We start from the raw sequence: 23,322 nt of genomic DNA, 5'->3' as shown, positions 1-23,322 counted from the left end.
GAGAGCGCTTCGTTCACACCGAAGAGGTCACTGGTTCGAACCCAGTATCGCCCACACCCGGAACCGCGGCCCGCCTGTGAAACTGCAGGTGGGCCGCGGTCGTATGCTCGCGGCGCCGTCTCCGTACCGCCGCAGGGGAGCCTGCCGTCGGCGGCCTGGCGCCGGGGGCCCGCCGCGGGGCCGACGGCACCGGCCGGGCCGGGCCGGGCCACCCTCCGGCCGGCCGCCGGCCAAGAAAATCCTGTCCGAATCATTGACGCACCCCGAACCCCTCCGTACCTTGTGCCAGCAAGCGCTTACTTGAAACGATTCATGCAACATGCACGAGGCTGCGGGGAGGCCCAACGGTGGGAATCGGCAAGAAGGTTGAGAGGCGTACGATCTTGAAGGCGGCCGGGGTGGGGGCGACAGCGCTCGGGCTGGGGCTGACGACCGGCTGCGGTGGCGAGGACGGCGGTTCCGGAGACGGAACGGTGACCCTCCGTTACGCCTGGTGGGGTGGTGAGCCGCGCACCATAGCCATCAAGAAGACGATCGCTCTCTTCGAGAAGAAGTACCCGAAGATCAAGATCAAGCCTGAATTCACGGACTACGAGGCGTTCTGGGAGAGGTTCCAGACCCAGGCCTCCGGTGGAAATCCGCCGGACGTTTTCCAGAATGCGGTCGGATTCCTGCGCAAGTACGACAAGCGCGGTGTTCTGATGGATCTCAAGACGCAGGCGGACGCGGGGAACTTGAGCCTCAAGAACTTCCGCAACGGCGTCCTGACCGCCGGTCAGGCCGACGGCAAGCAGCTCGGCGTTCCCGTCGGCGCCAACACCATGGCACTCGTCATCGACCTCAAGGCCTTCGAGAAGGCAGGAGTGAAGCCGAAGTTCGGCTGGACCTGGGACGAGTACTTCGAAGCGCTGCAGACGATCCAGGACAAACTGAAGATCGCCGGTGACACCGGCTACTTCGCCATCATGTACCTGTACGACCTGTACCTGCGGCAGAACGGCAAGGCCTTCTTCACCGACAGCGCCCTCGGCTTCACCGAGGACGACCTGACGCAGTGGTGGACGGACGGCTACAAGCGCGTGAAGTCCGGCCTCGTCGCCGATCCGAAGAAGATCGAGCAGGCCAAGCCCAAGTCCGGCCTCTCCGCGGGGCTCGCCGCGTCCGAGTTCACCTGGGACAACTTCTCCATCCGCTACGCGGGCGAGGGTGATTCCGAGTACGGTCTCGCGCCGATCCCCACCACGAACGGCAAGGACACCGGCCAGTACCTCGGCTCGCTGATGCTCAGCGCCTTCGCCGGGACCAAGCACCCCAAGGAAGCCGCCCAGTTCATCGACTTCATGGTCCACGACCCCGAGGTCGGCAAGATCATGGGCTACGACCGCGGCATCCTCGCCACGACCGAGCAGTACGACGCGTTCAAGCCCACCGACGCCAACAACAAGGGCGTCGCGGCGTACGAGGAGGAGGTCGCCAAGGCCGGCGTCCTCGGGAAGATCACCCCGCACCCGTCCGGTGCCGACATCGTCGAGGCGGCGTTCCTGCGGATCGGCGGCGAGGTCGCCCAGGGCAAGACCAAGCCGGCCGACGCCGCCAAGACGCTGTTCAGCGAGGCCAAGGCCGCGTTCGCGGGCTGAGGGGACGTACCGCCATGACGCTCGTCAAGGAAGCGCCCGCCCGCCCGGCCGGGAAGCGGTCCGCCGCTCCCGCGCCCGGGCGGCGCGGACGGCGCCGCGAGAACATCGCCGGCTATCTCTTCATGTCACCGTGGATCGCCGGGTTCCTGCTGCTCACGGCGGGGCCGATGATCGCCTCGCTGTATTACGCGTTCACCAGCTACAACCTGTTCACGCCGCCGAAATGGGTCGGCCTCGACAACTTCACGACGATGTTCCACGACCCGCGCTGGCAGAAGTCGGTGCAGGTCACGCTGAAGTACGTGGTCGTGGCCACACCGCTGAAGCTGCTGCTGGCGCTCGGCGTCGCGCTGCTGCTCGCGCAGAAGCGGCGCGGACAGGCTCTGTACCGGGCCGCGTTCTACCTGCCCTCGCTCATCGGCGCCAGCGTCTCGGTGGGGTTCGTGTGGCGGGCGCTGTTCTCGGACGACGCGATCGTGGACCGTACCCAGAAGATCTTCGGCCTCCACGTGGGCGGCTGGATCGGCAATCCGGACTACGTCATCTACGCCCTGGTCGCCCTCAGCATCTGGCAGTTCGGCGCCCCGATGGTCATCTTCCTGGCCGGCCTCAAGCAGGTGCCGCGGGAGTTGTACGAGGCCGCGGAGGTGGACGGGGCCGGTCCTTTCCGGCGGTTCTGGAACATCACGCTGCCGATGATCTCCCCCGTGCTCTTCTTCAACGTGCTGCTGGAGTCCATCCACGCGTTCCAGGTGTTCGGCTCCGCGTACGTCGTCTCCGACACCCGGTGCGGTCCCGCCGACGCCACGCTCGTCTACACCTGTTACCTCTACCAGAAGGGCTTCAAGGAGGCCCAGATGGGCTTCGCCGCCGCGATGGCCTGGACCCTGGTGGTCGCGGTCGCGCTCGTCACGGCGGTCCTGTTCTGGTCGCAGAAGAAGTGGGTGCACTACGAGGAGGCCGCCAAGTGACCAGTGCCACCAGCCCTGCCGTGCGCACGACGAGCGAGCGGCGGCGCGTCGGATCGTTCGCCTGGCACGTGGGCGCGGTCGCCGTCCTCGCGGTAGTCCTCTACCCCGTGATCTGGGTGGCGGGTGCCGCCTTCAAGCCGAGCAAGGACATCATCGCCAGTCTCGACCTGCTGCCCGCCAAGCCGGTCTGGGCGAACTTCTCCGGGCTCGCCGACGGCATCTCCGGCATCTCCATCAGCAGCTTCTTCGTGAACTCGCTGGCGTACGCCCTCCTCGCCGTGGTCGGTGTGGTGCTGTCCAGCTCGCTGACGGCGTACGCCTTCGCCAAGATCCGGTTCGCGGGCCGGAACCTGCTGTTCACGCTGATGATCGGCACGCTGCTGCTGCCGTACCACGTCCTGCTCATCCCGCAGTACGTGATGTTCCGCAAGCTGGAGCTCGTCGACACGCTGGTGCCGCTCGTGGCAGGCAAGTTCCTGGCCACGGAGGCGTTCTTCGTCTTCCTGATGGTCCAGTTCATGCGCGGGCTGCCCCGCGAGCTGGACGAGGCCGCCCGGCTCGACGGCTGCGGACACCTGAGGACCTACTGGTCCATCGTGCTGCCGCTGAGCCGCCCCGCCATCATCACCAGCGCCATCTTCACCTTCATCAACGCGTGGAACGACTTCATGGGGCCGCTGATCTACCTCAACACTCCCTCGAAGTACACCGTCTCGCTCGGCCTGATGATGTTCCGCGACCAGGAGGGCATCTCCGACTACGGCAGCATGATCGCGATGTCGCTGGTGGCGCTGGTGCCGGTCATCGCCTTCTTCACGGCCTTCCAGCGATACCTGATCGACGGCATGGCGACCTCCGGACTGAAGGGCTGAGGGGGGCGCCATGGCGGAGGCACGCGGCAAGGCACGCAAGGAGTCCCTGTTCGCCGAGCGGTTCGGGGTCTTCGCCGAATCCCTGCTGACCGGGGTGTGGATCGCCGTCGCCTCGCTCGGAGTCGTCACGTACCCGGCCGCCTTCGCGGCCGGGGCCCGCCACCTGCGGCGCCGTACGACCCATCACGGCGGTGGCGGGCGGGAGTTCGCCCGGGACTTCCGGACGGCGCTGCGCGGCGGCTGGGCCGTCGGGCTGGCCGGCTGGGCCGCGGCGGCCCTGGCGTGGGTGGACGTCCAGGCGGTGCGGGCCGGGCTGCCCGGCGGCCCGTTCGTCGGGGCGGTGGGGCTGTTCGCGCTGACCGGCACCGCCGTCGCCGTGCTGCGCGCCGCGGCTGTCTGGGCTCCGGGGGAGACCTGGCGCGCCCTGCTCGCCGCGGCCGGCCGGCGTACGGTCCTCGACCCCGCCGGATCCTTCCTGCTCGTCGGCGGCATCGCGCTCGTGGCCTGTTCCGCCCTGCTCGTCGCACCGCTCGCGGTCCCCGTGCTCGGGGCCGTCGCGGCCGCGGCCGTCGCCGTGGAGGAGCGGTACCGGCACCGCTGACCGGCGGTGTCCCGACCGAGGTCGGTGCCCCGGGCACCGTACCTCTCCCTGTCATGCCCCTGACCATCCGCAGCATCCAGACGTCCCGCACGGAAAGGACAGGTCGAACTCTCATGTCTCCCATCCCCCGCAGATCCCTCCTCAAGGCGGCCGCCGTCGCCGGAGCCGCCGCCCAGTTCAGCTGGGCGCTGGGGGCGAGCGACGCCCAGGCCGCGCCCGCGGCTGCGGCCGGCGACGCGGACCCGGTGACCCTCGACTGGCTGGAGGACGGCGGCCTCGGGGCCGCGCCAGGCTCCACCGTCGGCGTGCCCTGGCCGATGGGCGTCCACCAGGAGGACCAGACCTTCGCGGTCACCGACGCCGACGGCAAGGACGTGCCCGTCCAGTCCTGGCCGCTCGCCCACTGGCCGGACGGCTCCCTCAAGTGGACCGCCCACGCGGTGAGTTCCGGCTCCGGCAAGCTCACCCTCAGGGCCGGTACGCCCCAGGCCCCCGCCAAGAGGATCACCCTGGACACCAGCGGCGGCACCATCGACGTGTCGACCGGCGTCATCACCGCGAAGATCGGCAAGAACGGCTCCACGATCGTCAAGTCCGTCACCCGCGGGTCGACGGAGATCGCGAGGAACGGGCGGCTGGTACTCATCCGCCAGCCCGAGGTCGAGGACGAGGACCAGGGCACGGTCAGGACCGAGCGCTTCGACGGCGCCATCTCGTCGGTCACCGTCGAGCAGGAGGGCCCGGTCCGCGCCGTCGTCCGCGTCGACGGCAAGCACCGCAAGGGCAGCCGCGGCTGGCTGCCCTTCTCCCTGCGCCTCTACTTCTACGCGGGCGCCGACTCCTTCCGCATGGTGCACACCATCACCTACGACGGCACCCTGGAGCCCGGCAAGGCGAGCGGGGACTTCATCCGCGGCCTCGGCGTCCGCTTCTCCGTGCCGATGCGGGACGCCGCCTACGACCGGCACATCCGCATCGGCGGCGAGGGCACGGGCCTGCTGCGCGAGGCCGTCCAGGGCATCACCGGACTGCGCCGCGACCCGGGCGCCGCCGTGCAGGCGGCCCAGTACGAGGGGCAAAAGCTGCCCGACCCGTCCACCTGGGACCAGCGGGTCACCACCCGCCTCCAGTACATCCCGCACTGGGGCGACTACACCCTCTCCCAGCTCTCCGCCGACGGCTTCACCCTGCGCAAGCGCACCAAGAAGGGCTACGGCTGGATAGGCGCCGGCGGCGGCAAGCGTGCCTCCGGGTTCGGGTACGTCGGCGGGGCGAGCGGCGGGCTCTCCTTCGGGCTGCGCGACTTCTGGGAGAAGTTCCCCGCACAGCTCGACATCCGCGACGCCCACACCGACGAGGCCACCGTCACCCTCTGGCTCTGGTCCCCCGAGGCGCAGCCCATGGACCTGCGCTTCTACCACGACGGCATGGGCCAGGACACCTACGCCGAACAGCTCGAGGGCCTCAACATCACCTACGAGGACTACGAGCCGGAGTTCGGCACCCCGTACGGCATCGCCCGCACCTCCGAGCTGCTGTTCTGGGCCAACGACTCCACCCCGAGCGCCGAGACCCTCGCCGGACAGGTCGACGCCGTACGCGTGCTGCCGCAACTGGCCGCCCCGCCCAAGCAGCTCATCAAGGCCAAGGTCTTCGGCCCCGGCCTGTACTCCGAGCCCGACCGCTCCACCGCCGCCAAGGCGAAGATCGAGGACCACCTCGACTTCCTCTTCACCTACTACAAGGACCAGGTGGAGCAGCGCCGCTGGTACGGCTTCTGGGACTACGGCGACATCATGCACACGTACGACTCCGCACGGCACGTGTGGCGCTACGACATCGGCGGCTACGCCTGGGACAACTCCGAACTCTCGCCCGACCTCTGGCTCTGGTACGCCTACCTCAGAAGCGGCCGGTCCGACATCTTCCGCTTCGCCGAGGCGATGACCCGGCACACCGGCGAGGTGGACGTCTACCACCTCGGGCAGTGGGCGGGCCTCGGCACCCGGCACGGTGTGCAGCACTTCGCCGACAGCGCCAAGCAGCAGCGCATCGCCAACACCACCTACCGCCGCTTCTACTACTTCCTCACCGCGGACGAACGGGTCGGCGACCTCATGCACGCCAACGTCGACTCCGACGAGACCTTCCTCGTCCTCGACCCGCAGCGCAAGGTGCGCACCGATCCCTACACGCCCGACCGGCACGCCCTGTCGATCGGCTTCGGCACCGACTGGAGCGGCCTGGTGTCGGCCTGGCTGACCGAGTGGGAGCGCAGGGGCCCCAAGTGGGAGAAGGCCAAGGCGCGCGTGCTGTCGACGATGGAGGGCATCGCCGCCCAGCCCAACGGCTTCGTCCAGGGCAGCGGCCTGTACGACCTCGACACCGGGAAGTTCGCCGTCGCCGCCACCCCGGTGGTCTCGGTCTCCCACCTGTCGGCCGTCTTCGGCCTGAACGAACTGTGCGCCGAGCTCATCCACCTGGTCGACCTGCCGAAGTTCAAGGAGGCCTACCTCGATTACTGCCGTTACTTCAACGCCACCAAGGCCGAGCAGGCGGCCCGCTACGGCACCAACTTCGGCACGCTGCTGCTCTTCCAGGGCCACTCGCGCCTCGACGCGTACGCCGCCGTGCAGACCGGCGACGAGACGCTCGCCCAGCGCGCCTGGACCAAGTTCTACAGCTCCGACGGCTACACCGAGGCCTCGCCGTGGAAGACGGAGCCGCTGAGCGGCCCCGCCACCCTGGTCCCCGGCAGCGAGGCGAGCTGGGTGTCCACCAACGACACCGCGCTCTACGGCCTCGCGGCCATCGAGAACCTGGCCCTGCTCGGCGACAGGATGCCGTCTTAGGGACCGATGGGGCGAGCGCCGTCGCACGGGCGGCGGCGCTCGCCCACCGAGTGTGGTCCGCGGCACGGCGGGCCGCATGCGTACGCGTACTCGGTTTCACCGCTCCCACCAGGGCAGACTTCAGTCCATGGACTGGTCCCACCACCGCTTCCGCAGCCTGTGGCTCCTGCCCGCGCCGCCGGCCGCCGTGTACGGGTCACTGGAGCGGGTCGAGGACTACCCCCGCTGGTGGCCCCAGGTGCGGGCGGTGACCCGGCTCGACGACGCCACCGGCGTCCTCACCGTCCGCTCCGTCCTGCCGTACGACATGACCTTCACCGCGCGCGAGACCCGCCGTGACCCGGCCTCCGGCATGCTCGAGGCCGCCCTGTCCGGCGACATCGAGGGCCGGGCGCGCTGGACCGTGATCCCGCACGGCTCCGGATCCCTGGCCCGCTACGACCAGGTCGTCGACGTGCACAAGCCGCTGCTCAGACGGCTGGCCGTGCCGGGACGGCCCCTCTTCCGCGCCAATCACCGGCTGATGATGCGGGCCGGGCGGAACGGACTGCTGCGGTACCTGGAAGCGGTTTGAAGGAAGCCCGCCCGGACCTGTATTGTTCAACGCGTTCCCGGGCGATTAGCTCAGTGGGAGAGCGCTTCGTTCACACCGAAGAGGTCACTGGTTCGAACCCAGTATCGCCCACCGGGTCAGGGCCGGTCCGCCTGTGCGGACCGGCCTTCGTCATGCCGCCGCCGGCAGGTCCGGACGCAGCGGCCACGCCGGGTCCACCTCCTCCGGAGAGCCGCTGCGCGCGAACCACGCCTGAAGCCCGCGCGCCTGTGCCGCGTGCCAGCCGACCTGCAGGGCGTGCAGCTCGGTCGGTGTCAGCCGCTCCAGCCGGGTCGCGAAGCGGCGCCCCAGGGCACGTACGACCTCCAGCGCCGCCAGTGCGTCGGCCCCCGCGTCGTGCGCGCCGTCCAGCGTCACGCCGTAGTGCGCGCACAGGTCGGTCAGCGTACGGCGGCCCTTGCGGTAGCGGTCCAGGTGCTTGTCCAGCACCCGGGGATCCAGCACCCGCAGCGGCGACGCCTCGAGCCGACGCTCCAGCGAGGACGCGCGATGGCGGCGCAACTCCCGGTCCAGCAGCGTGAGATCGAACGGCGCGTTCATCACCACCAGCGGACGGCCCAGTGCCGCGTGCTCCGCCAGTTCCCCGGCTATCTCGTACATCACCGGCGCCGGCCAGCGGCCGTTGCGCTGCAGATGCTCGTCCGTCAGCCCGTGCACCGCCGTCGCTTGCTCGGGCACCGGGACACCCGGGTTCACCAGCCAGCGCCTGACCCGGGGCCGGGCGCCCGGTGCGTCCTGGACGACGACGGCGGCCGACACGATCCGGTCGGTCTCCACGTCCACGCCCGTCGTCTCCGTGTCGAAGGCGGCCAACGGCCCCTCGTACCAGCACGTCATACGACCACAACTCCTCGTTCACCCACAGCAGCTGACGTTCCGTCTTCTGCCTGTTCGGTGATACCCGGGCTGTTTGCGCCGTACGCCGGAAGGACACAACAGGAGTACGGGTCTTTGCAGTTCAGCGGCCCGCAGCAGGGAAATCCTCGGTCGTGGAAGGCTGTTGGTCATGGCGATAGCGCAGCCCGAGCGGGGCGGGCTGCTGCCCGAGCGCACGGGTCCCCTCCGCGGCACGCTCGCCACCACCGCCTGCATGGAGACACTGCAGGTCGGTTATCTGCACGCGGTCGCCGCGGCGGCGGGCTGCTCGCTGTCCCAGCCGTTCCCGGACAACGGCATCGACTGGCACGTCAGCCACAGCGCACCCGGGCACACCGTCGACGACGAGGTGACCATCAAGGTCCAGCTGAAGTGCACCTACCAGATCGCCCCCGGCCCCCCGGGCCGCTTCTTCTCCTTCACGCTCGACAACGACCACCTGCGCAAGCTCGCCCGCACACCCGTCTCGGTGCACAAGATCCTCGTCGTGATGCTCGTGCCGAGGTCCCAGGACGACTGGCTGCGCGCCGGCCACGACCGGCTCGACCTCAGGCACTGCTGCTACTGGGTCAACCTCGCCGGCCACCCCGTCACCGGACGGCACCGGACCACCGTGCGGATACCGACCTCACGCATCTTCGACGACCGGGCCCTGTGCGAGATCATGACGCGGGTCGGGACGGGAGGCAGGCCGTGACGCACCGCCCCCTCGACGAACCCCTGCGGCAGGTCGGGCCGTATCCCGCCGGTCCCCCCGACCCCGCCGACGTCGACCCGGCGGTCCTCAGTGCCCTGCTGCACCGGCACGGCTGGCAGCGGCGTGGCGGAGCCGCCGGACGCTACGGCCGCTGGACCCCGCCGGGCCCGGGCGCGGGCGGCACCAGCCTGCTCGTGCCCGAGAGCCGCGCCTTCCCCGACAGCGACGACCTGCTCGGCGAGGCGCTCCTCGCCCTCGCCCGCAGCGGCACGCCCTCCGCCCGCGAGGTGCTCGTCTCCCTCGCCGTGCCCAGCGACGAGATCCACTGGTGGCGGGACGTGCCGAGCGGCTCCGTGGGCGCCGCCCCCTGGACCGTCGAGGAGCAGCTGCGCACCGCCGCCCGCCAGACCCTCCTCGCGGCCGCGCTCGCCACACGCGCGCGGGCCGGCTACCACGGCGCCCGCCACCGCCGGCCGGCCGCCGCGCTGCTGGAGCACGTCCTCGTCGGCCCGGCCGTCTCGGGCCGCGCCCTCACCGCCTTCGTCCCCGTGAGCACCGCACGCCCCCTCGCGGTACGGCTCCACCAGGCCCTGTACGCCGCGCGTGAGGCGATCGACCACCAGCGGGCCACCGGCGGCACGGACGCCTACGACGGCGCCGTCGCGGCGGGCGTCAGCCGCGAGCTGACCGAGGCCCTCATCGCCCTCGTGCGCGGCACGGAGGGCGCCCGGATCGCCGTCGAGTGGGCGCCGGCCGCCGGTGTCCCCGACGGCTGCGCGGCCCCGGCGGAACCCGTCGAGTTCTCGCCCGGTGACCTGCCCGCGCTGCGCGAGGCCGGAGCCCGCTATCTGCGCCGGGAACCCGCGGTGCCGGTGCAGATCACCGGGGCGGTGGTACGGATGCGCAGGCCCGGTCCGCGCGGTGCGGGCACCGTACGGCTGCGGGTGATCGCCGGCGCCGAGGTGCCCCACGTCCGCGTCGCCCTGGGCGAGGAGGACTACCGGATCGCCGGGCACGCCCACCTCGTGGGACTGCCGGTGCGGGTGCGGGGGCGGCTGGAGAGCCGGGGCGGCTTCCGCAGGCTCACCGGGGCCTGCGGGGTCGTACCGGTACGGGTGGACGACGCCGAGCGGGACCGGCTGCTGAAGTCGTTGCAGGAGAACCTCGACTTCTTCGAGGAGGGGGGCGGGGCGGAGGACTGAGGACGATGACCGTTTCGCGGTCGGCGGCCCGGGGTCGGTACGATCGCACCCATGCGCGCGCTCCTGGTATGGCGCCGCGATCCATCTTCAGTCAGGAGAGACCGGTGTCAGACGTCCGTGTGATCATCCAACGCGATTCCGAGCGGGAAGAACGTGTGGTGACGACGGGCACTACGGCCGCCGAGCTCTTCGCCGGCGAGCGCTCGGTCATCGCCGCGCGCGTCGGGGGCGAGCTGCGGGACCTCACCTACGAGCTCCGGGACGGCGAGACCGTCGAGGGCGTCGAGATCTCCTCCGAGGACGGCCTGAACATCCTGCGCCACTCCACCGCGCACGTCATGGCGCAGGCGGTGCAGGAGCTGTTCCCCGAGGCCAAGCTGGGCATCGGCCCGCCGGTCAGGGACGGCTTCTACTACGACTTCGACGTCGAGAAGCCGTTCACGCCCGAGGATCTCAAGGCCATCGAGAAGAAGATGCAGGAGATCCAGAAGCGGGGACAGCGGTTCGCCCGCCGAGTCGTCACCGACGAGGCCGCCCGCGCGGAACTCGCCGACGAGCCGTACAAGCTGGAGCTGATCGGCCTCAAGGGGTCCGCCTCCGCCGACGACGGCGCGGACGTCGAGGTCGGCGCCGGCGAACTGACGATCTACGACAACCTGGACGCCAAGACCGGCGAGCTGTGCTGGAAGGACCTCTGCCGCGGTCCCCACCTGCCCACCACCCGGAACATCCCGGCATTCAAGCTGATGCGCAACGCGGCCGCCTACTGGCGCGGCAGCGAGAAGAACCCGATGCTCCAGCGCATCTACGGCACCGCCTGGCCCTCCAAGGAAGAGCTCAAGGCCCACCTCGACTTCCTCGCCGAGGCGGAGAAGCGCGACCACCGCAAGCTCGGCAGCGAGCTCGACCTCTTCTCCATCCCCGAGCAGATCGGCTCCGGCCTCGCCGTCTTCCACCCCAAGGGCGGCATCGTCCGCCGCGTGATGGAGGACTACTCGCGCCGCCGTCACGAGGAGGAGGGCTACGAGTTCGTCTACACCCCGCACGCGACGAAGGGGAAGCTCTTCGAGACGTCCGGGCACCTGGACTGGTACGCCGACGGCATGTACCCGCCCATGCAGCTCGACGAGGGCGTGGACTACTACCTCAAGCCCATGAACTGCCCGATGCACAACCTGATCTTCGACGCGCGTGGCCGCTCCTACCGCGAACTGCCGCTGCGCCTCTTCGAGTTCGGGACCGTGTACCGGTACGAGAAGTCGGGCGTCGTGCACGGCCTCACCCGCGCCCGGGGCTTCACCCAGGACGACGCGCACATCTACTGCACCCGCGAGCAGATGTCGGAGGAGCTCGACAAGACGCTCACCTTCGTCCTCGGCCTGCTGCGCGACTACGGTCTGACCGACTTCTACCTGGAGCTGTCGACCAAGGACCCGGAGAAGTTCGTCGGCTCCGACGAGGTCTGGGAGGAGGCCACGGAGACCCTCCGCCAGGTCGCCGAGAAGCAGGGCCTGCCCCTGGTCCCGGACCCGGGTGGCGCTGCCTTCTACGGCCCGAAGATCTCCGTCCAGACCAAGGACGCGATCGGCCGTACCTGGCAGATGTCGACCATCCAGCTCGACTTCAACCTGCCCGAGCGCTTCGACCTGGAGTACACCGGTCCGGACGGCTCCAAGCAGCGCCCGGTGATGATCCACCGCGCCCTCTTCGGCTCGATCGAGCGGTTCTTCGCCGTGCTGCTCGAGCACTACGCGGGCGCCTTCCCGGCGTGGCTGGCCCCGGTCCAGGCGGTCGGCATCCCGATCGGGGACGCGCACGTGGAGTACCTGGAGAAATTCGCCGCCGCGGCCAAGAAGCGGGGGCTGCGGGTCGAGGTGGACTCCTCCTCGGACCGCATGCAGAAGAAGATCAGGACTGCCCAGAAGCAGAAGGTGCCGTTCATGATCCTCGTCGGTGACGAAGACATGAACGCGGGTACGGTGTCGTTCCGCTACCGCGACGGATCGCAGGAGAACGGCATCCCGCGTGACGAAGCGCTGGCGAAGCTCGTCGACGTGGTCGAGCGCCGCGTGCAGGTGTGATCGCTCCCCGCTCACGCGGGGGTGCGGGGCCCCGGGTTTCCCGGGGCCCCGCCCTGCTCTCCGGCGGGACGCCATATGCTGCCTTGCATGACGAGTGAGCCGGAACAGCAGATCGGAGTGGGGACGCAGGACGCGTTCCAGCGCCTGTGGACGCCCCACCGGATGGCCTACATCCAGGGCGAGAACAAGCCGAGCGGCCCGGGCGCCGACGACGGCTGCCCCTTCTGCTCGATCCCGGCCAAGTCCGACGAGGACGGGCTGGTCGTCCGGCGCGGCGAGCACGTGTACGCGGTGCTCAACCTCTACCCGTACAACGGCGGTCACCTGATGACCGTGCCCTACCGCCACGTCGCGGACTACACCGAACTGACCGCTGCGGAGACCGCCGAACTGGCCGAGCTGACCAAGCAGGCGATGACGGCCCTGCGCACCGCCTCCGGCGCCCACGGATTCAACATCGGCATGAACCAGGGCACCGTGGCGGGCGCCGGTATCGCCGCCCACCTCCACCAGCACATCGTGCCCCGCTGGGGCGGCGACACGAACTTCATGCCGGTGGTCGGCCACACCAAGGTGCTGCCCCAACTGCTGGCGGACACCCGCAAGATGCTGGCGGAGGCCTGGCCGACGGCATCCGCGTGAGGTGACGCACCGGGGGCCGGGGGGTCTGTCGCCCCCCGGCCTACGCGTCGTAGAGATCGGCCTTCTTGGGGCTCGGGTCCTGCACCTGACCGCTGAGGAACGCCGACCGCGCGCCGAACTTCTCCACGTCCACACCGTTCTCCCGCAGCACCCGGATCGCCGCCGAGTGCACCACCCGCAGCACCGGCGTGGCGGCGCGCAGCGCGTCGTCGGCCATGAACCGGTGGCGCCACGGCTTGTCCGCCCAGACGTGCCGCAGTCCGAACGGCTCGGGCAGCCCGAGCGTGCCGCCGAGCCAGTTCAGCAGCGGCGGGTACCAGGTCAGCGGGGCCCGCGCGGCCAGTCGTACCACCTCGTCGGTGCCGACCAGGGGCAGCTTGATCGTGCGGGACTCCCACGGCTTGAAGGACTTGGCGACCGACCTCGTCGGCGCCTCCGGCTTCGAGGTGAACAGCGAGTGCACCGGTCCCAGCGCGTGCCCGGTCACCTCGATCCGCAGCGTCTCGTGCAGCACGGTCACGGTGATCAGCATGGTGATGATCAACTGGCCGTCCCACAACGTCCACTGCACCCCGAGGTAGTGCCGGTCGCCGCTGCCGAACTGCTGCTTGTTGCAGATGTCCTGTATGGCGTGCGACTTGACCTGGTACGCCTCGACGTCGGTGCCCTCCGGCCGGGAGACCGCCTTGGCGTTCTCGCCGGTCGGCGTGACGATCCAGTGCCGGATCGAGGGCTTGGGGAAGCCGCCGGTGTTGAGCGGGCCGCGCTCCAGCATGCGCAGCTGGTCGTGGATCGCGCGGATGACGTCCCAGCTGCGGAAGGGGTGGATCTCCCGGGTCGCGTCGGCCGGCACCAGGTCCTCGGCGAGCTGCCAGGCGCCCCAGCGGGTCCCCATGCCGAGTATGCCCTTGGGCCCGGCGTAGAAGACGGAGTTGGACTGCTGCTCGGCGCTCAGCTTGGCCAGGGACTGGCGCAGCTGCTCCGCGGCGGTCTGGGCGGGGCTGCTGGGCACCGACTCGGGGATCTTGGCGCCGACGCTGCTGCCGGCGAGCAGACCGGCCCAGCGCGCGCGCAGGTCATGTGCGGTGCGCTCGCAGATGCGCTTGGCCCAGAACCAGCCCAGCACGGGAGCGACCGCGGCCGCGCGCGCGTACCAGCCCCAGAAGCCGTGGAACGGCATGCGCACCAGGAACAGCGCCGTGAGCGCGCCGACGGCGACGAGCAGGGTGGTGCCGAGGGCGCCGGCCCGCCGGTTGTTGAGCTTGGCGATGGTGGAGCGGATCTGGAAGACGAGCAGCCACACCAGGAGCCCGGGCAGGAAGAGCAGGCCGCACACCACCATGACGGCGCTCAGCCGGTTGTCGCGGTCCCGGCGGATGGCGTTGGCCGCGAGGCAGTGCTCGACGACGACCTGGGGATCCATCCCGAAGGCCTGGATGAGCGCGTTGCGGCCGGGGGCGAGCATGCGGTCGACCACGGCCCGCGAGAACGCCTCGCCGAGATTGGGCCTCAACAGGGAGATCCTGCCGCCCTTGACGGTCGACTCGTGCCATTCGTTGTTGGCCTTGAGTATCTCCGTGACGTCGCTGTCCCGGTAGGCCGCCGAGGCCAGCGCGAAGGTCGCCGCCTGGCTCTCGTTCCCCGAGATGGGCACCTGTGGCCCGTCCCATTCCGTTCCCACCGACATTCCCGCCCCCGATCGCCGCGGCCCCGCTCCTGCGGCCTTCCCGACTTCCGCGCTCCGCACACCTGTTGATCAGGACACCTGGTGATCAGGACCAGGCGTGTTGATCACGCGATCAGAGTATCCGCCGGCTCCGACATTCGTCGGCGGACGGCCGAAGCCGCCCGCCGACGGGTGAACGGCACCCGCCTACGAGCCGTCCCCGGCCTCCTCGCGGATGCGTTCGGCGATCTGCGGCGGCATCGGCTCGTGCCGGGCGTACGCCCGGCTGAAGCGGGCGGTGCCGTGCGACAGGGACCGCAGGTCGACCGCGTACCGGCCGATCTCGATCTCCGGCACCTCGGCCCGTACGAGGGTGCGTCCGGTGCCCACCTGTTCGGTGCCCACCACCCGGCCGCGCCGCCCGGACAGATCGCTCATCACGGCGCCCACGTAGTCGTCGCCTACGAGCACGGTGACCTCGCAGACCGGCTCCAGCAGATGGATCCTCGCCTCGGCGGCGGCCTCGCGCAGCGCCAGCGCACCCGCCGTCTGGAAGGCGGCGTCGGAGGAGTCCACCGAGTGCGCCTTGCCGTCGACCAGCGTGACCCGCACGTCGATGAGCGGGTACCCGGCGGCGACGCCCTTGGCGGCCTGGGCCCGTACGCCCTTCTCGACCGACGGGATGAACTGCCGCGGCACGGCACCGCCGACCACCTTGTCCACGAACTCGATGCCCGAGCCGCCGGGCAGCGGCTCCACCTCGATCTCGCAGATGGCGAACTGCCCGTGCCCGCCGGACTGCTTCACGTGCCGCCCCCGCCCGGCGGCCCTGTCGGCGAAGGTCTCCCGCAGGGAGACCCGGTGCGGTACGACGTCGACCTGGACGCCGTACCGGCTGCGCAGCCGCTCCAGGGCGACGTCCGCGTGGGCCTCGCCCAGGCACCACAGCACCACCTGGTGGGTGTCCTGGTTCTGTTCCAGGCGCATGGTCGGGTCCTCGGCGACCAGCCGGGACAGGCCCTGGCTGAGCTTGTCCTCGTCCGCCTTGCTGTGCGCCTGGATGGCGAGCGGGAGCAGCGGGTCCGGCATCTCCCACGGTTCCATCAGCAGCGGGTCGTCCTTGGCGGACAGCGTGTCGCCGGTCTCGGCGCGGCTGAGCTTGGCCACGGACGCGAGGTCGCCCGCGACGACGTGACTGACCGGGCGCTGCTGTTTGCCGAACGGCGTGGACAGGGCGCCGATGCGCTCGTCGACGTCATGATCCTCGTGGCCGCGGTCGGCCAGCCCGTGCCCGGAGACGTGCACCGTCTCGTCGGGGCGGAGCGTGCCGGAGAAGACGCGGACCAGGGAGACCCGGCCCACGTACGGGTCGGACGAGGTCTTGACCACCTCGGCGACCAGCGGTCCGGCGGGGTCGCACGCCTTCAGCGCGCGCGGCTCGCCGCCGGGCGTGGTGACCCGGGGCTGCTCGCGTTCCAGCGGGGTCGGGAAGCCGCCGGTGATCAGCTCGAGGAGCTCCACCGTGCCGAGGCCCTGCCGGGCGCCGTCGGCGGCGGGGGCGGCGGCCAGGACGGGGAAGAAGACCCCGCGGGCGACGGCCCGCTCCAGGTCCTCGATCAGCGTCTTGACGTCGACCTGCTCACCGCCGAGATAGCGGTCCATGAGGGTCTCGTCCTCGCTCTCGGAGATGATCCCCTCGATGAGCCGGTTGCGGGCCTCCTCGATCCGCGGCAGCTGGTCCTCGCCCGGCTCGGACTCCTTGCGCTCCCCGGAGGAGTAGTCGAACAGCTTCTGCGACAGCAGCCCGGTCAGCCCCGTCACGGGCGCGTGCCCGTCGGGGCCTTCCGGGCCGTGCAGCGGCAGGTACAGCGGGAGCACGGCGTCCGGGTCGTCGGCGCCGAACGCCTCCGCGCAGACCCGGGTCGTCTCCGAGAAATCCGCGCGTGCCGCCTCCAGATGGGTGATGACGATGGCGCGCGGCATACCGACGGCCGCGCACTCCTCCCACACCATCCGGGTCGAGCCGTCCACCCCGTCCGAGGCCGAGACGACGAAGAGGGCCGCGTCCGCCGCGCGCAGACCGGCCCTGAGCTCCCCGACGAAGTCGGCGTATCCGGGGGTGTCGAGCAGGTTGATCTTGAACCCGTCCCATTCGACGGGCACCAGGGAGAGCTGTACCGAGCGTTGCTGCCGGTGCTCGATCTCGTCGTAGTCGGAGACGGAGCCGCCCTCCTCCACGCGGCCCGCCCGGTTCACCGCTCCCGCCGTCAGGGCGAGAGCCTCCACCAGGGTCGTCTTGCCCGCACCGCAGTGGCCGACCAACACCACATTCCGTACGGACGCGGGGTGGTCGGCCGCCGTAGCCCTGCCGGCGGCCCCGGGGTGTGTGTGCGCCTTGTCGCCCATAACCTTGCCTCCCGTGCACGGTGAGGTCACTGTGGGCGCGGACACGCGGCACCGCGTGCACTGGCGGCTCCGGCGACGCCCGCGGTCCTTCGAGCTTTCCACTCCCGTCACGCTGCGTCCATACGGGGAACCCGGCAGGGATACCGTTCGCGTCACGGAGCGGCCGCGGGCCGCGCGCCCGATCCGGCCGGCGGGTGCGGGCGCCCGGCCGTCACCCACGCGCGCGCGTGGCTACGATGGGCCAGCCGGAGGCCAGCAGGGGCCGCGGCGACACCGACCGTCGGGAAGGCCATGCTGAACAAGTACGCGCGTGCATTCTTCACGCGTGTCCTCACACCGTTCGCCGCGTTTCTCATCCGGCGGGGGGTCAGCCCCGACACGGTCACACTGATCGGCACCGCCGGAGTGGTCGCGGGCGCGCTGGTCTTCTATCCCCGGGGCGAGTTCTTCTGGGGCACGGTCGTGATCACCCTGTTCGTCTTCTCCGACCTGGTCGACGGCAACATGGCCCGCCAGCTGGGCCGCTCCAGCCGCTGGGGTGCCTTCCTGGACTCCACGCTGGACCGGGTCGCCGACGGTGCGATCTTCGGTGGCTTCGCGCTGTGGTACGCGGGCCGGGGCGACGACAACGTGCTGTGCGCGGTGTCCATCTTCTGCCTGGCCAGCGGTCAGGTCGTGTCGTACACCAAGGCCCGCGGCGAGTCGATCGGGCTGCCGGTCGCCGTCAACGGGCTCGTGGAGCGCGCCGAGCGGCTGGTGGTCTCGCTGGTGGCGGCCGGTCTCGCGGGCCTGCACGAGTTCGGCGTCCCGGGCATCCAGTACCTGCTGCCCGTGGCCCTGTGGATCGTCGCGGTCGGCAGCCTCGTCACGCTGATCCAGCGGGTCGTCACGGTCCGCCGGGAGTCCGCCGAGGCGGAGGCTGCTCAGGCCGGGCCGGACGACGCGAACGCCTCCCAGGGGAGCGGGGCGGCGCAGTGAGCGCCGGGGAACGGCTGACCGACGCGCTGTACGGGCTCGGCTGGGGCGCCGTCAAGAGGCTCCCCGAGCCGGCCGCGGTACGGCTCGGCCGCGCCATCGCCGACCTCGCCTGGAAACAGCGCGGCAAGGGCGTGCAGCGGCTGGAGAGCAACTACGCGCGCGTGGTGCCCGACGCGACCCCGGAGCGCCTGGCCGAGCTGTCCCGGGCGGGCATGCGCTCGTACCTGCGCTACTGGATGGAGTCCTTCCGGCTGCCCGCCTGGAGCCCCGAGCGGGTCAGGGCCGGCTTCGAACCCAAGGACCTGCACTTCCTGACCGACGGCCTCGCCGCCGGGAGGGGCGTCGTCCTCGCGCTGCCCCACCTGGCCAACTGGGACCTGGCCGGGGCCTGGGTCACCACCGGGCTGGAGATCCCGTTCACCACGGTCGCCGAGCGCCTGAAGCCCGAGAGCCTGTACGACCGGTTCGTCGCCTACCGCGAGGGACTCGGCATGGAGGTCCTGCCGCACAGCGGCGGCTCCGCGTTCGGCACGCTGGCCCGGCGGCTGCGCGACGGCGGCCTGGTGTGCCTGGTCGCCGACCGTGACCTGTCCGCCTCCGGCGTGGAGGTGACGTTCTTCGGCGAGACCGCGCGGATGCCCGCCGGCCCCGCCCTCCTCGCCCAGCAGACCGGGGCGCTGCTGCTGCCCGTCACACTGTGGTACGACGACTCGCCCGTCATGCGGGGCCGTGTCCACGCCCCGATCGAGGTGCCCGAGTCAGGCACGCGGACCGAGAGGACGTCTGTCATGACACAGGCGCTGGCCGACGCCTTCGCCACGGGGATCGCCGAGCATCCGGAGGACTGGCACATGCTGCAGCGGCTGTGGCTGGGGGATCTCGATCCCGCGCGTTGTCCCGCCGGAGGGGCCGCGTGAGGATCGGCATCGTCTGCCCGTACTCCTGGGACGTGCCGGGCGGCGTCCAGTTCCACATCCGCGACCTGGCCGAGTACTTCATCCGGCTCGGCCACGAGGTCTCCGTGCTCGCCCCCGCCGACGACGACACCCCGCTCCCGGCGTACGTCGTCTCGGCCGGCCGCGCGGTGCCGGTGCCGTACAACGGTTCGGTGGCCCGGCTGAACTTCGGCTTCCTCTCCGCGGCCCGCGTACGGCGCTGGCTGCACGACGGCGCGTTCGACGTGATCCACATCCACGAGCCGACGTCGCCGTCGCTGGGCCTGCTGGCCTGCTGGGCGGCGTCCGGCCCGATCGTGGCCACCTTCCACACCTCCAACCCGCGCTCTCGCGCGATGATCGCCGCGTACTCGATCCTGCAGGCCGCCCTGGAGAAGATCAGCGCGCGGATCGCGGTCAGCGAGTACGCCCGCCGCACGCTGGTCGAGCACCTCGGCGGGGACGCCGTGGTGATCCCCAACGGCGTCGACGTGGACTTCTTCGCCGAGGCCGAGCCCAACCCCGACTGGCAGGGGGAGACCATCGGCTTCATCGGCCGCATCGACGAGCCCCGCAAGGGCCTGCCGGTGCTGATGAAGGCCCTGCCGAAGATCCTCGCCGCACGGCCGCAGACCCGGCTGCTGGTGGCCGGCCGCGGGGACGAGGAGGACGCCGTGGCATCGCTGCCGGCACAGCTGCGCTCCCGCGTGGAGTTCCTCGGCATGATCAGCGACGAGGACAAGGCGCGCTTCCTGCGCAGTGTCGACCTGTACGTCGCGCCCAACACCGGCGGCGAGAGCTTCGGCATCGTCCTCGTCGAGGCCATGTCGGCGGGCGCGCCCGTCCTCGCCTCCGACCTGGACGCCTTCGCCCAGGTCCTCGACCAGGGCGCGGCCGGCGAACTGTTCGCCAACGAGGACGCCGACGCCCTGGCCGAGGCGGCCGTACGACTCCTCCAGGACCCGAAGCGCCGAGCCGAGCTGCGCGAACGCGGCAGCGCCCATGTGCGGCGCTTCGACTGGTCCACGGTGGGCGCCGACATCATGTCCGTGTACGAGACGGTGACGGCGGGCGCGGCGGCCGTGGCCGCGGACGAACGGACAACGGGTCTGCGGGCCCGGCTGGGCCTGGCACGGGACTGAGACAGGTTCTTCAGCCGGCGCCCCCGACCGGCGAGCCCCGGCCACGCCCGGCCCGCCCGACACCCCGCTGAACCCGGCGGAGCGCCCCGGTAGCCTTGCCGCCCGTGACCGCAACCCTCATCTGGATCCTCGTCGCGCTCGTCGCGATCGGCCTGTACCTGAGCTGGACGGCGGGCCGGCTGGACCGGCTGCACGCGCGCATCGACGCGGCGCGCGCCGCGCTCGACGCCCAGCTGCTCCGCCGGGCCTCCGTGGCCCAGGAGCTGGCCACCTCCGGGGTGCTGGACCCTGCCGCCTCGATCGTGCTCTACGAGGCCGCGCACGCCGCCCGGCAGGCCGAGGAGGAGCAGCGGGAGGTGGCCGAGAGCGAGCTGAGCCAGGCGCTGCGGGCGGTGTTCGCGGAGCCGCAGCAGGTCGAGGCCGTCCGGGAGGCGCCGGGGGGAGAGGAGGCGGCGCGGGAACTCGCCGAGGCCGTGCGCCGGGTGCCGATGGCCCGCCGCTTCCACAACGACGCTGTCGGGGCGGCCCGCAGACTGCGGGAGCACCGCAAGGTCCGCTGGTTCCGGCTGGCCGGCCACGCACCGTTCCCGCTGGCCGTCGAGATGGACGACGAGCCCCCGGCGGCCCTGGTGGAGAGGGTCTCCTGACCGTAGGGGAGCCAAAAGGATCCACCCGCTCGCCATTGGCTCTTGCTGTGGCCTGGTCCACTCCCGTTTCCTCTGGGAAGCAGTAATCGTCTTCCCTTCAGTGAGGTCACTCGTGTCCACCATCGAGAACCAGGCTCCCGAGACCGGCACCGCCCGTGTGAAGCGCGGTATGGCCGAGCAGCTCAAGGGCGGCGTGATCATGGACGTCGTCACGCCGGAGCAGGCGAAGATCGCCGAGGACGCGGGCGCCGTGGCCGTCATGGCCCTGGAGCGGGTCCCGGCCGACATCCGCAAGGACGGCGGCGTGGCCCGCATGTCGGACCCGGACATGATCGAGGGCATCATCGAAGCCGTCTCGATCCCGGTCATGGCCAAGTCCCGCATCGGCCACTTCGTCGAGGCCCAGGTGCTGCAGTCGCTCGGTGTGGACTACATCGACGAGTCCGAGGTCCTCACCCCGGCCGACGAGGTCAACCACTCCGACAAGTGGGCCTTCACCACCCCCTTCGTCTGCGGTGCCACCAACCTGGGTGAGGCCCTGCGCCGCATCGCCGAGGGCGCCGCCATGATCCGCTCCAAGGGCGAGGCCGGCACCGGCAACGTCGTGGAGGCCGTCCGCCACCTGCGCCAGATCAAGAACGAGATCGCCAAGCTGCGCGGCTTCGACAACCACGAGCTGTACGCCGCCGCCAAGGAGCTGCGCGCCCCGTACGAGCTGGTCAAGGAGGTCGCCGAGCTCGGCAAGCTCCCCGTGGTGCTGTTCTCCGCCGGTGGCGTGGCCACCCCTGCCGACGCCGCGCTGATGCGCCAGCTCGGCGCCGAGGGCGTCTTCGTCGGCTCCGGCATCTTCAAGTCCGGCGACCCGGCCAAGCGCGCCGCCGCCATCGTCAAGGCCACCACCTTCTACGACGACCCGAAGATCATCGCGGACGCGTCCCGCAACCTCGGCGAGGCCATGGTCGGCATCAACTGCGACACCCTCCCCGAGACCGAGCGCTACGCCAACCGCGGCTGGTGATCCACCTCCCTAGGGACTGCACCTACATGACCGACACACCCGTCATAGGCGTCCTGGCCCTCCAGGGCGACGTACGGGAGCACCTCATCGCCCTGGCCGCGGCCGACGCCGTGGCCAGGCCGGTGCGGCGCCCCGAAGAGCTCGCCGAGGTCGACGGCCTCGTCCTCCCCGGCGGCGAGTCCACCACCATCTCCAAGCTGGCCATCCTCTTCGGGGTGATGGACCCCCTCCGCGCGCGTGTGCGGGGCGGCATGCCCGTCTACGGCACCTGCGCGGGCATGATCCTGCTCGCCGACAAGATCCTCGACCCGCGCTCGGGCCAGGAGACGGTCGGCGGCATCGACATGATCGTGCGCCGCAACGCCTTCGGACGGCAGAACGAGTCCTTCGAGGCGGCGGTCGAGGTCAAGGGTGTCGGGGGCGATCCCGTGGAGGGCGTCTTCATCCGCGCCCCCTGGGTGGAGTCCGTCGGCGCCGGGGCCGAGGTGCTCGCCGAGCACGACGGTCACATCGTCGCGGTCCGCCAGGGCAACGCGCTCGCCACGTCGTTCCACCCGGAGCTGACGGGCGACCACCGTGTGCACGCGCTGTTCGTCGACATGGTGCGCGCGAACCGCACGCCGGAGTCCTTGTAGGATCTCAGGGGTTCGTACGTAGATGGGTTACGCGAAGGAGACAGGCAGATGTCCGGCCACTCTAAATGGGCCACGACGAAGCACAAGAAGGCCGTGATCGACGCCAAGCGCGGCAAGCTCTTCGCGAAGCTCATCAAGAACATCGAGGTCGCGGCGCGGATGGGCGGCGTCGACCTCGAGGGCAACCCGACCCTCTACGACGCCGTCCAGAAGGCCAAGAAGCAGTCGGTGCCCAACAAGAACATCGACTCCGCCATCAAGCGCGGTGGCGGTCTCGAGGCCGGCGGCGCCGACTACGAGACGATCATGTACGAGGGCTACGGCCCGAACGGCGTGGCCGTGCTCATCGAGTGCCTCACGGACAACCGCAACCGCGCCGCCTCCGAGGTCCGCGTCGCCATGACCCGCAACGGCGGCTCCATGGCCGACCCGGGCTCGGTGTCGTACCTGTTCAACCGCAAGGGCGTCGTCATCGTCCCCAAGGGCGAGCTGACCGAGGACGACGTGCTCGGCGCCGTCCTGGACGCGGGCGCCGAGGAGGTCAACGACCTCGGTGAGAACTTCGAGGTGATCAGCGAGGCCACCGACCTGGTCGCGGTCCGCACCGCACTCCAGGACGCCGGCATCGACTACGACTCCGCAGAGGCCAACTTCGTCCCGACCATGCAGGTCGAGCTGGACGAGGAGGGCGCCAAGAAGATCTTCAAGCTGATCGACGCCCTCGAGGACAGCGACGACGTGCAGAACGTCTTCGCCAACTTCGACGTCAGCGACGAGGTCATGGAGAAGGTCGACGCCTGACGCTGCCGCGGGCTGAGCGGATTCGGCGGGCTGGTGGGACACGTCCCACC

Annotated in this window: 20 protein-coding genes and 1 tRNA gene; 18 read left to right on the top strand and 3 right to left on the bottom strand. The window is 70.8% G+C overall.

Features of this window, described 5'->3' with window-relative positions; all coding sequences use genetic code 11:
- Positions 1–347: 347 nt before the first annotated feature.
- The 7 genes from ABZX30_RS33670 to ABZX30_RS33640 all read left to right on the top strand — a co-directional run bounded on the left by ABZX30_RS33670 (position 348) and on the right by ABZX30_RS33640 (position 7,618).
- Complete coding sequence (locus tag ABZX30_RS33670) at positions 348–1,637, top strand: extracellular solute-binding protein (protein ID WP_355940835.1); 1,290 nt, start codon at positions 348–350, stop codon at positions 1,635–1,637.
- A 14-nt stretch (positions 1,638–1,651) separates the two neighbouring features.
- Positions 1,652–2,608, top strand: a complete 957-nt coding sequence (locus tag ABZX30_RS33665) for a sugar ABC transporter permease (RefSeq protein ID WP_355940832.1) — start codon at positions 1,652–1,654, stop codon at positions 2,606–2,608.
- The gene (locus ABZX30_RS33660; RefSeq protein WP_355940829.1) at positions 2,605–3,480 is read left to right on the top strand and encodes a carbohydrate ABC transporter permease; all 876 of its coding nucleotides are present in this window, start codon (positions 2,605–2,607) and stop codon (positions 3,478–3,480) included. Before ABZX30_RS33665 ends, ABZX30_RS33660 begins: the two co-directional genes overlap by 4 nt.
- A gap of 10 nt (positions 3,481–3,490) precedes the next feature.
- Positions 3,491–4,081 carry a hypothetical protein gene (locus ABZX30_RS33655; protein WP_355940827.1) on the top strand — a complete coding sequence of 197 codons (591 nt, stop codon included), beginning with the start codon at positions 3,491–3,493 and terminating at the stop codon, positions 4,079–4,081.
- Between the two features lie 113 nt (positions 4,082–4,194).
- Entirely contained in the window at positions 4,195–6,933 is a 2,739-nt protein-coding gene (locus ABZX30_RS33650; protein WP_355940824.1) for a Tat pathway signal sequence domain protein, read from the top strand.
- Between the two features lie 127 nt (positions 6,934–7,060).
- Complete coding sequence (locus ABZX30_RS33645; RefSeq protein WP_355940822.1) at positions 7,061–7,507, top strand: SRPBCC family protein; 447 nt, start codon at positions 7,061–7,063, stop codon at positions 7,505–7,507.
- A 39-nt stretch (positions 7,508–7,546) separates the two neighbouring features.
- Positions 7,547–7,618 (top strand) — tRNA-Val (locus ABZX30_RS33640).
- A gap of 39 nt (positions 7,619–7,657) precedes the next feature.
- On the opposite strand, the gene ABZX30_RS33635 is transcribed toward ABZX30_RS33640, so the two are convergent.
- Positions 7,658–8,383 carry a 3'-5' exonuclease gene (locus tag ABZX30_RS33635; RefSeq protein WP_355940819.1) on the bottom strand — a complete coding sequence of 242 codons (726 nt, stop codon included), beginning with the start codon at positions 8,381–8,383 and terminating at the stop codon, positions 7,658–7,660.
- Positions 8,384–8,552: 169 nt separating this feature from the next.
- On the opposite strand from ABZX30_RS33635, the gene ABZX30_RS33630 reads away from it, so the two are divergent.
- The 4 genes from ABZX30_RS33630 to ABZX30_RS33615 all read left to right on the top strand — a co-directional run bounded on the left by ABZX30_RS33630 (position 8,553) and on the right by ABZX30_RS33615 (position 13,044).
- A complete protein-coding gene (locus ABZX30_RS33630; protein WP_355940816.1) occupies positions 8,553–9,119 on the top strand; it encodes a DUF4365 domain-containing protein in 567 nt (188 codons plus the stop codon).
- Positions 9,116–10,321 (top strand): hypothetical protein, encoded by a 1,206-nt coding sequence (locus ABZX30_RS33625; protein ID WP_355940814.1) that lies wholly within the window; start codon positions 9,116–9,118, stop codon positions 10,319–10,321. Before ABZX30_RS33630 ends, ABZX30_RS33625 begins: the two co-directional genes overlap by 4 nt.
- A gap of 104 nt (positions 10,322–10,425) precedes the next feature.
- Complete coding sequence (gene thrS / locus ABZX30_RS33620; RefSeq protein ID WP_355940811.1) at positions 10,426–12,402, top strand: threonine--tRNA ligase; 1,977 nt, start codon at positions 10,426–10,428, stop codon at positions 12,400–12,402.
- Positions 12,403–12,477: 75 nt separating this feature from the next.
- A complete protein-coding gene (locus tag ABZX30_RS33615; protein WP_355940809.1) occupies positions 12,478–13,044 on the top strand; it encodes an HIT domain-containing protein in 567 nt (188 codons plus the stop codon).
- Between the two features lie 40 nt (positions 13,045–13,084).
- Here ABZX30_RS33615 and ABZX30_RS33610 read toward each other — a convergent pair whose 3' ends face one another.
- Positions 13,085–14,731 (bottom strand): hypothetical protein, encoded by a 1,647-nt coding sequence (locus ABZX30_RS33610; protein ID WP_355940806.1) that lies wholly within the window; start codon positions 14,729–14,731, stop codon positions 13,085–13,087.
- 186 nt (positions 14,732–14,917) lie between these two features.
- On the bottom strand, positions 14,918–17,116 hold the full coding sequence (locus tag ABZX30_RS33605) for an elongation factor G-like protein EF-G2 (protein ID WP_355940803.1): 2,199 nt from the start codon (positions 17,114–17,116) through the stop codon (positions 14,918–14,920).
- A gap of 291 nt (positions 17,117–17,407) precedes the next feature.
- Here ABZX30_RS33605 and pgsA point away from each other — a divergent pair, with 291 nt between their 5' ends.
- The 7 genes from pgsA to ABZX30_RS33570 all read left to right on the top strand — a co-directional run bounded on the left by pgsA (position 17,408) and on the right by ABZX30_RS33570 (position 23,272).
- Positions 17,408–18,094, top strand: coding sequence for a phosphatidylinositol phosphate synthase (gene pgsA / locus ABZX30_RS33600; protein ID WP_355940800.1), 687 nt, complete (start codon positions 17,408–17,410; stop codon positions 18,092–18,094).
- Positions 18,091–19,011, top strand: coding sequence for a phosphatidylinositol mannoside acyltransferase (locus ABZX30_RS33595; RefSeq protein WP_355940797.1), 921 nt, complete (start codon positions 18,091–18,093; stop codon positions 19,009–19,011). Before pgsA ends, ABZX30_RS33595 begins: the two co-directional genes overlap by 4 nt.
- Positions 19,008–20,171, top strand: coding sequence for a glycosyltransferase family 4 protein (locus ABZX30_RS33590; RefSeq protein ID WP_355940794.1), 1,164 nt, complete (start codon positions 19,008–19,010; stop codon positions 20,169–20,171). The genes ABZX30_RS33595 and ABZX30_RS33590 overlap by 4 nt, the downstream gene beginning before the upstream one ends.
- A gap of 104 nt (positions 20,172–20,275) precedes the next feature.
- On the top strand, positions 20,276–20,818 hold the full coding sequence (locus tag ABZX30_RS33585; protein WP_355940791.1) for a hypothetical protein: 543 nt from the start codon (positions 20,276–20,278) through the stop codon (positions 20,816–20,818).
- 112 nt (positions 20,819–20,930) lie between these two features.
- Positions 20,931–21,836: a pyridoxal 5'-phosphate synthase lyase subunit PdxS gene (pdxS, locus tag ABZX30_RS33580; protein WP_270084835.1), complete on the top strand. Its 906-nt coding sequence runs from the start codon at positions 20,931–20,933 to the stop codon at positions 21,834–21,836.
- 26 nt (positions 21,837–21,862) lie between these two features.
- Positions 21,863–22,471, top strand: a complete 609-nt coding sequence (gene pdxT, locus ABZX30_RS33575; RefSeq protein ID WP_355940787.1) for a pyridoxal 5'-phosphate synthase glutaminase subunit PdxT — start codon at positions 21,863–21,865, stop codon at positions 22,469–22,471.
- A 48-nt stretch (positions 22,472–22,519) separates the two neighbouring features.
- Positions 22,520–23,272 (top strand): YebC/PmpR family DNA-binding transcriptional regulator, encoded by a 753-nt coding sequence (locus ABZX30_RS33570; RefSeq protein ID WP_132853616.1) that lies wholly within the window; start codon positions 22,520–22,522, stop codon positions 23,270–23,272.
- Positions 23,273–23,322: the final 50 nt, after the last annotated feature.

Source organism: Streptomyces sp. NPDC004542, assembly GCF_040610035.1.
GTDB lineage: Bacteria > Actinomycetota > Actinomycetes > Streptomycetales > Streptomycetaceae > Streptomyces.
This window is presented reverse-complemented; position numbering and strand designations above follow the sequence as displayed.

What these genes read in the sequence shown, in the direction of transcription:
- ABZX30_RS33650 (WP_355940824.1), top strand. Translation starts at nt 4,195, where the DNA reads ATGTCTCCCATCCCCCGCAGATCCCTCCTCAAGGCGGCCGCCGTCGCC.
- ABZX30_RS33635 (WP_355940819.1), bottom strand. Translation starts at nt 8,383, where the DNA reads ATGACGTGCTGGTACGAGGGGCCGTTGGCCGCCTTCGACACGGAGACG.
- pdxT (WP_355940787.1), top strand. Translation starts at nt 21,863, where the DNA reads ATGACCGACACACCCGTCATAGGCGTCCTGGCCCTCCAGGGCGACGTA.
- ABZX30_RS33630 (WP_355940816.1), top strand. Translation starts at nt 8,553, where the DNA reads ATGGCGATAGCGCAGCCCGAGCGGGGCGGGCTGCTGCCCGAGCGCACG.
- ABZX30_RS33610 (WP_355940806.1), bottom strand. Translation starts at nt 14,731, where the DNA reads ATGTCGGTGGGAACGGAATGGGACGGGCCACAGGTGCCCATCTCGGGG.
- ABZX30_RS33645 (WP_355940822.1), top strand. Translation starts at nt 7,061, where the DNA reads ATGGACTGGTCCCACCACCGCTTCCGCAGCCTGTGGCTCCTGCCCGCG.
- ABZX30_RS33570 (WP_132853616.1), top strand. Translation starts at nt 22,520, where the DNA reads ATGTCCGGCCACTCTAAATGGGCCACGACGAAGCACAAGAAGGCCGTG.
- ABZX30_RS33615 (WP_355940809.1), top strand. Translation starts at nt 12,478, where the DNA reads ATGCTGCCTTGCATGACGAGTGAGCCGGAACAGCAGATCGGAGTGGGG.
- ABZX30_RS33665 (WP_355940832.1), top strand. Translation starts at nt 1,652, where the DNA reads ATGACGCTCGTCAAGGAAGCGCCCGCCCGCCCGGCCGGGAAGCGGTCC.
- pgsA (WP_355940800.1), top strand. Translation starts at nt 17,408, where the DNA reads ATGCTGAACAAGTACGCGCGTGCATTCTTCACGCGTGTCCTCACACCG.
- ABZX30_RS33605 (WP_355940803.1), bottom strand. Translation starts at nt 17,116, where the DNA reads ATGGGCGACAAGGCGCACACACACCCCGGGGCCGCCGGCAGGGCTACG.
- ABZX30_RS33655 (WP_355940827.1), top strand. Translation starts at nt 3,491, where the DNA reads ATGGCGGAGGCACGCGGCAAGGCACGCAAGGAGTCCCTGTTCGCCGAG.